At 40.4% G+C, this 7,882-nt stretch carries 4 protein-coding genes; 1 reads left to right on the top strand and 3 read right to left on the bottom strand.

The annotated features are described in order from the left end of the window. Positions 1-292: 292 nt before the first annotated feature. The 3 genes from CWB60_RS02350 to CWB60_RS02340 form a co-directional block, all read right to left on the bottom strand. Complete coding sequence (locus CWB60_RS02350) at positions 293-1,792, bottom strand: phospholipase effector Tle1 domain-containing protein (protein ID WP_138576698.1); 1,500 nt, start codon at positions 1,790-1,792, stop codon at positions 293-295. 111 nt (positions 1,793-1,903) lie between these two features. Continuing rightward, positions 1,904-3,994: a cupric reductase gene (locus tag CWB60_RS02345; RefSeq protein WP_138576696.1), complete on the bottom strand. Its 2,091-nt coding sequence runs from the start codon at positions 3,992-3,994 to the stop codon at positions 1,904-1,906. Between the two features lie 135 nt (positions 3,995-4,129). Continuing rightward, complete coding sequence (locus CWB60_RS02340; RefSeq protein ID WP_138576694.1) at positions 4,130-5,434, bottom strand: NAD(P)/FAD-dependent oxidoreductase; 1,305 nt, start codon at positions 5,432-5,434, stop codon at positions 4,130-4,132. A gap of 503 nt (positions 5,435-5,937) precedes the next feature. Here CWB60_RS02340 and CWB60_RS02335 point away from each other — a divergent pair. Next, complete coding sequence (locus CWB60_RS02335; protein ID WP_138576692.1) at positions 5,938-7,866, top strand: RecQ family ATP-dependent DNA helicase; 1,929 nt, start codon at positions 5,938-5,940, stop codon at positions 7,864-7,866. The last annotated feature ends 16 nt before the right edge of the window (positions 7,867-7,882 follow it).

Here is a 7,882-nt window from a genome sequence, read left to right as displayed (position 1 = left end):
CATAATCACTTTTAAACAAAAGCAATGTGCGCCTAAAAACTATGAACTAACCACGTAGCAGGAGCTTACCTCGCGTTTTGTATTGAATTTTTTCGCGGCATAAAGCCGCTGCTACTCATTAATTGCACCACAGAGGGCACAGAGGCGCTTCGCGCTACACAGAGAAAACACGGTGATTGGTGAGCAATTTCTCCTGCTCTTCTCCTTCACTTCTCGGTGGTGACATAATCACTTTATACCTCGGTTAACGCATTGTTTTTAAACGCCATCAAGCTGCGCGTCTACAGCCCATTTAACTTATACGGGTTACTTTTACTTTTATTTTCCCTGCATTGGCGCCGTAAAATCGGCTTAAGTCATTGGCAAAGGGACTAAATTCACCTGATTTAGTAATGGTTACTGTAGCGCCATTGGCTATTTCAAATAAATATTCGTCGTTATTGTTAATTGCGCCAACCAAAGAGAACCACTGCGCTCTTGGAAGTCGTCTAAATGGTTCAAGCAATGCCATGGGGATTTCTTTAACCCCTAATTGCACATTATCGCGGTGCCAGCCGCTTGCAGTGCATTTTATGCCGTCGTCATACCAAAATTGATTAGGGTAGGGTTCAAACTTATAAGTTGCGCCTTCAACTAACATAAGCCCGGTATTGTTATGTGCCTCGCTGGCAAACACTATTACATCTTGGCTTTGCGAAACTTGTAATACACTCATGTTTTGGTTTTCAAGGGCAATGTGTTGGCTTAAACCAGTAAAGCTTAATGTGCTGTTATCGTTATACCTAATTTTGTAATGCAGGTTTTTAAGCGATTCTGGGCGATAACTAGTTAGTTTATTAATTCGTGTAGCTACGCTTTGATGTATATGTGGTTCTAGGTTGCTGGCTTCGTTATCAATAAGTACATAGCACTCCCTATCCACCAATTTAAAAAAGGGATTAAACCAAAAGTAATTTTGCTGATGGCTTAAAGCCAGAGGATCGGGCGTTACGGTTACATCGTCTTGGTCAACTAATTTACTGCCAGGCAATAAGGTTTCGTAGTCAATATCGTGGCTGGTTAATAAACTAATATTAAGTGGTTGCTCAATTAACCATTCAAGCGCATAGCGCAGGCAAATATCAGCTAGGCCATCGCGGTAATAACCGCCGCCAATATCTGAATGCGCCCCTGCAAACCAAAGCTCGGTAATATTATTTTGATGGTTCATTAGGGTGGGTTCAAACGCACGGCGTTTTTCATCAAGTGCTACACAGTGCAGTGCCTGCGAAATATTATTAGCAATGGTGTGGTTTTCAAATATTACATGCTCGGCACCGCGCGTTGCTTTACTGACTTTTGATAAACCTATTGAGGCCACGGTATCAAATACACATACGTAAACATTATCGCTAATTAAAGGCTCTAGGATTTTTGCAAAACGCCTAGCGAGTGCGCCGCCTCGGCTAAAGCCGGTAAGTAAAAGAGTGTCGCCTAGTTGGTAATGCGCTTTAAAATCACTCATGGCTTGATTTAAAATACTGGCAACATCGTCACCACGTGGCGCTAAAGTTTGGTTTAAAATACGTTTTAAGCGGCTACCTTTAGTGCCAATACCTTGATAATAAAAACTAAGCTGGTTTGTAAATGGGGTGGTGGGGGAGTCATCGAGTTTGCCGCCTAATAATAAATGCAGCTTAAGAATATTAGAAATACTACTGTCTTCTTTAAAATGGTCTGAGCTAAATTGCTCTGCATCGCGAGGTTCGCCACCAGTACCATCAAAATTAAAAATTAGCGTTTTACCCGTCATAGCCCTAATCCTTTAATTGTTTTAAATACTCTACACAGGCAATGTTAAATATTAAAGACATTAATTTTTCAAATAGCACGCTAAGTGGCGTTAGCGTGCTTAGCGGGTTATTTAGTGATTATCAAATATATAATGATTTAGCTCTGTGCCCTGGGCAGGCTTAAGCGCTGGGTTTAGCTGAATTAACTGCTGATAAATCGCAGGGTAAAACATTTTTAATCGTGCTACGCGGGCTAAGTGGTTTGGCTCAAATTTTTCCACAAGCTGCAAAGCTAAAGGAATCATTGGGCTTAACTCCCCTTTGGTGTAACTTTGCTCTAGTGCTAAGTCGAGTATATCTACGCCAAGCTTACTTGGATCAGCCGGTATTTTATTATCAATTAAAAATTGTACTGCCTCAACAGAAGACGATGCAGCTTGTGTATAAACGTCGCGCCCATGTATATCGGTAATCGAAAAATCAAAACCCGCCTGTGCGAGTGCTTGCCAATGATTTAGCGAAAAGCGGCTTAATCGTGTTAACTCACGCGGTGGCTTAGGGTTTATGCGGTTTTGCCAAGTAGTGATTAAATCATCAGGGTTTAAGAGTAATAAAGAAAAAAGCGTATCGGTTTCGGCTTGAGTTAATACCGTACTGAGGCTGTATTCATAAGCTTTTTGATATTCTTTCTTAGATAAATATTCGTTAAATGTGCTTTGGCTTCTATCGTTTGAAAGCTGGTTACTCAGACTACTCCACCAATAATTGACTAAAACAGGGTCTATATCGTGCAAAACACGTACAAAGTTAGATCCGTGCTTATTTTTAACCTGTTGAACTTTGTCATAAGCTTGCATTACTGTGTGCAGCTGCTCTGTATCTTTTAGCTGTTGTTGTAACAGCTCACAGTTTTGCCTTTTATTGTTTAGCTGCGCTTTTTGATGCTTTAAATCTACTAAAAAAAGGGCAACATCAGAATTATCAGGCTCAGTTATTCGGGGTAACGCGTTATTGTTAATTTTACCAATAAGGCTAAAGTAAGCGTATTGCGCTGGGTTGTCCTGCTTATTAATATAGGCCCCTTGCTGGTAAATAAAGTCATTTACAAAAAATACCCCTTTGCTATTTAGGCCTTCATTCGCATTGCCGCTATGTGCTTTGTAACCACGCTTTTTAAGATAATCTAAAAGCTGGGTGTGCTTAGTATCTAATGGGGCTAGGGTTAAGTTACCGCTTTTAGGCAGGTTTACAATAGCCACGTCTAAACCTGTAAATAGGCCTGGCTCGTTGGTTGGCGTAACGCCTTTTGTTTGCAGTGCTTTTACAAGAGGTAAATTAAATTTACTGACCGCAATATCGGCTAAGTTATATAAAACAGTGTTTTTTTCGTATAACGGCATGGCTTCTAGCACGGGAACTTGCTGTAAAAGCGCAATAATATACTCATTAGGAATATCGTTTTTTATAGCGGTAGCCACTTCATTCACTGTAAATTGGTTAGATGAAATAGCCTGCTCAAACTCTTTTGGCGTAAATTTATTTGCATTAAGCACAAACAATGTAGCCGGAGAAATTACCTCACTGCCTTCAAGTTTAAGAAACGTTTTAGAGTAAGTGGTAAATGTATCGGTGTTGCTTAATAAAGCGTAAAGCGTTTCTTTTTGTACATTTTCATCAAGGGGTACACTCAGAGTAAGTCCTGGAGGGTTATGCTTATTATCTCCAAGCTGTTGAATCATTTCTTTTACTTTATCATTGGTGAAGCCCTTAATAGCCTCAATACCTTGCCAATTAGCTAACTCGTTTAAAGAGCTAGTAATGTTAAGTTGCTGCTTTTGCTCTGCAATAATGGCATCTTTTAAAAGGGCAATGTATGTACGCTGATTGATTTTTGATAAATCTGTATACTTTAAAAGCGTGGATACCGATGTCCCTTTTTTAAGCTCACTTACAAAAAATGAAACAAGCGATTGATTCAATGTTTGTACTTTATTGCTTTGTTGTTGTGACTGATCTCTACACAGGCTAATCTGTTTTTTTAGTTTATTAACTACCTGTAGCTGTGAGTCCTCATTTGGCTGCTTTTTATTAACTACGCTGGTCTGAGAGGTGGTTGGTTTCACTTGTTCTGCTTGCTCTACAGCTACAGAGTGCGGTTGAGTTTGAAAAAAATAAACAGCTAAAGCAGTGATTATTACAATCCCAAAAAGTACTTTTTTCATTAGCGTCAATCCCTTGAATTACAATTACATCTAACTGCATGGTACTATTTTAGATACGCATAAAGCAAAAAAGCTTTAAAAGATAATTTACATTACCTATTAAAGCTTTTTGACTATTTAGCTGCTGTTTATGTTCTAGTGCAGTTTCATTTTAGGGCGCACTACGCGCAGTACTTTTTCGCTTATCCATAATGCAAAGGTTTTTGCGCTGCCGTGTATGGCGCGCTGGTGCATGCGATACAGTGATATATACATAAAGCGAGCAATTTTACCTTCTATAAAAAAGGTATTGCTAGTTAGGTTGCCCATTAAATTTCCTACCGTACTGTAGCGCGATAAGTTAACGAGCGAGCCATGGTCGCTATATTTAAAGCCGCACAATGGCTGTTGTTTTAACGTGGCAATGAGGTTTTTTTCTACACATAGCGCCATTTGATGCGCCGATTGCGCACGCGGTGGAACAAGCTTTCCGTCTTCTTGGGTAAAGGCGCAGCAATCACCAATAACAAAAATGCTTTCATCTACGGTGCTTTGTAAAAACTCGTTTACTTGAATTTGGTTGCTACGAGTAAGCTCAAAAACACCTAAATCTTTAATAAAATCTGGCGCTTTTACACCTGCAGCCCATACCATTATATCGGTGTCTATGTGTTCTTCGTCTTTTGTTATAAACCCTTGCTCGGTGGCTTCTTTTACCAGTGTTTGCTCTCGTACGTTTACGCCGAGTTTTAATAACTCGCGTTTTGCGCTATCGGCAATGCGCTCGGGTAGGGCGGGCAAAATACGGGGCCCTGCTTCTATTAAATGAATATGTAAACGCTTAGACGACATATTTGTAAGGCCGTAAAGCTTTAATAATTCAGATACATGGTAAAGCTCTGCCGAGAGCTCAACGCCGGTTGCGCCGCCGCCCACAATGGCAATATTTAATGATTGTTGTTGGTTGTCGTCTTGGTGAAGGCGAGTAAAGCTGTCGAGTAGAGAATGCTGAAAACGCTCAGCTTGCTGATTTGAGTCTAAAAAGTAGCAATGATCTTTTATGCCTGGGGTATTAAAGTCGTTGCTTACGCTGCCAATGGCAATAACAAGGTGGTCGTAGCGTACGCTGCGCTGTGGCAAAATAGTGTGGCCTAGCTCATCAAGATGCGGTGCAAGGGTAATGGTTTTATTGCTTTGGTCTATATCGCAAAATGTACCAAGCTGAAAATTATAATGATGTTTTGCAGCGTGGGCTGAATACACAACGCCATCTAAATCGGGGTCAATAGAGCCTGTCGCTACTTCGTGTAGTAACGGCTTCCATATGTGGGTGCGGTTTTTATCGATTAAAAGAATTTCGGCTTGTTTTTTCTTCCCTAATTTATGCCCTAATTGTGTTGCCAGCTCTAGTCCGCCTGCGCCACCGCCAATAACGACGATTTTAGGTTTAGTTATATTCATAGCAATGCCCTTAAAAAATAATATACCCAAATAATCTGCTTATAACGCTTATAAAAAATCACTTGGGTATACAAAATTAGCTTGGCTGTTAGCACCATTGAGCATCTGCTGCGTATTTTGCGCCTAAATAAAACATATGTCAGCAATTGATAAGCTTATTTGTTGTATACTAAGGTCTAAATTGCCTCAGTATGAAAAATTTAGCGCTTTTCAGGGCCCTAATATAAAGGCATTACTTTACATAAAAGGCAGCTTGCTTTTAATAGGGTATAACGCTGACACTAAATGCTTTTAAGTATTTTAACCTATTGATTTAAAGTGAATTTTACTAGATTTTTGATTATTGCAATAAAGCCGCTAATACTTGCAATCTATGCTTTATCTAAATTGCTTTTAATGCCAACAGACACTCTTATATTGAGATGCTTTGGGGTATATGCAAATATTTCATTTACGTTGCACTTTTGCTGTTAAAGCCTATTCCCTAGCCAAAAAGGATATTTATGACCACGCCATTAATTAAATCACTTGAGCAGCATTTTGGTTTTAGCCAATTTAGAGCAGGGCAACAGCAAACCATTGAGCAGCTTTTAAATGGGCAGTCGTCATTGGCTATATTTCCTACGGGCTCGGGTAAGTCGTTGTGTTATCAGCTAACGGCTATGCATTTACCAAACTTAACCTTGGTGGTGTCGCCCTTACTTGCATTGATGAAAGATCAAATTAGCTTTTTAAATAGCAAAGGTATTTACGCGGCAAGCCTTGATTCGAGCCAAGACCAAATGCAAAGCAGCACCGTAATGAACGATGTGCGAAATGGTAAAATTAAAGTATTAATGGTGTCGGTTGAGCGTTTTAAAAACGAGCGTTTTAGAGAGTTTATAAGCCAAGTTGCGCTGTCTATGCTGGTGGTAGACGAAGCGCACTGTATATCTGAATGGGGCCATAACTTTAGACCCGACTACCTTAAACTACCGCGATACCGCGAAGAGCTAAATATTCCACTGGTACTATTACTCACCGCCACAGCCACTAAAAAAGTAAAACGCGACATGAGCGAGCGTTTTAATATTGCCCCAGAGTGTATTGTACAAACCGGCTTTTACCGCGCTAACCTCGATTTAAGCGTGCTAAGTGTAAAAACGGCTGATAAAAACACTGAGCTTACAAACATAGTGCGTGCGCAAAATGGCCCAGGTATTGTGTATGTAACGCTTCAGCAAAGTGCTGAGCAAGTGGCTAATACACTAAGTGCGCAAGGTATTCAGGCGGTTGCGTATCATGCGGGGCTTGAAGATACACTACGCTGGCAAATCCAAGATGATTTTATGGCTGGTAAAATTAACGTTGTTGTGGCAACAATAGCCTTTGGTATGGGCGTTGATAAATCAGATATTCGCTTTGTTATTCATTACGATTTACCAAAATCGATTGAAAACTACAGCCAAGAAATTGGCCGCGCAGGGCGCGATGGCAACCCATCAAACTGCTACACCTTGGCTAATTTAGATGGCCTAAACACAGTAGAAAACTTTGTGTATGGCGACACCCCTGAGCTTAGCGGCATTGAATACGTAATTAACGATATTAAATCGCAGCCGCAGCAATGGGAAATGCAAGAATACAGTCTTTCAAGCGAAAGTAATATTCGCCAATTAGCGCTTAAAACGTTGCTGGTACAACTAGAAATGCAAGGCGCAATAACGCCGCAATATGCTTACTACGCCGATTTTAAATACAAGTTTTTGGTTGATAAAAACGAGTTACTTAGCCAGTTTGACGAGCAGCGCCAAGCCTTTTTAACGCAAATATTTAGCCATACCGATTTTAAAAAAATATGGGGCACGCTTAATTTTGACACCCTTACCCAAGCCGCCCAAGTTGACCGTAAACGGGTTGTGGCCGCGCTTGACTACCTAGCCGAAAAAAACCTAATAACCCTTGAAACCAAACGCATTACCCAAGTATACAAAGTGCATAGTGAGGTTATAAATAACCCTGAACTTGCAAAACAATTACACAGTTATTTTATCGAAAAAGAACAAGCTGAGATTAAACGTATAGCTGCATTGGTACGCTTTTTTGAGCTACAAAGTTGCTTAAGCTATAACTTGGCGCGCTATTTTGACGATCAAAATGCGCCAGCGCAATGCGGGCATTGTAGTGTATGCCGTGGTAATGCTGTAAAGCTTGAGTATTCAATAGAGCCTGCTCACATTGCCGATGATGTTGTTTATCAAAAAGTGGATGAGTTTTTAGCGCACATGGCAACAAAAGGTATTCACAGTGTAGGTATTGAAACCCAGTGCCGCTTTTTAGCGGGCATGAGCGTGCCATTATTTACACGTAATAAAGTGCGCCAACTGAGTGGTTTTGCGCTGTGCGAGCAAATGCGTTACAGCGATATAAAAGCAAAACTACTAGCGCGCTAATTTATAGCAATTGGTA

Source organism: Pseudoalteromonas sp. S327 (genome assembly GCF_005886415.1).
Lineage (GTDB): Bacteria > Pseudomonadota > Gammaproteobacteria > Enterobacterales > Alteromonadaceae > Pseudoalteromonas > Pseudoalteromonas atlantica.
Note: the sequence above shows the minus strand (reverse complement) of the source record. Positions and strands in the feature narration are given on the sequence as shown.

Coding starts and splice junctions, on each gene's coding strand:
- CWB60_RS02335 (WP_138576692.1), top strand. CDS start 5,938: ATGACCACGCCATTAATTAAATCACTTGAGCAGCATTTTGGTTTTAGC.
- CWB60_RS02350 (WP_138576698.1), bottom strand. CDS start 1,792: ATGACGGGTAAAACGCTAATTTTTAATTTTGATGGTACTGGTGGCGAA.
- CWB60_RS02345 (WP_138576696.1), bottom strand. CDS start 3,994: ATGAAAAAAGTACTTTTTGGGATTGTAATAATCACTGCTTTAGCTGTT.
- CWB60_RS02340 (WP_138576694.1), bottom strand. CDS start 5,434: ATGAATATAACTAAACCTAAAATCGTCGTTATTGGCGGTGGCGCAGGC.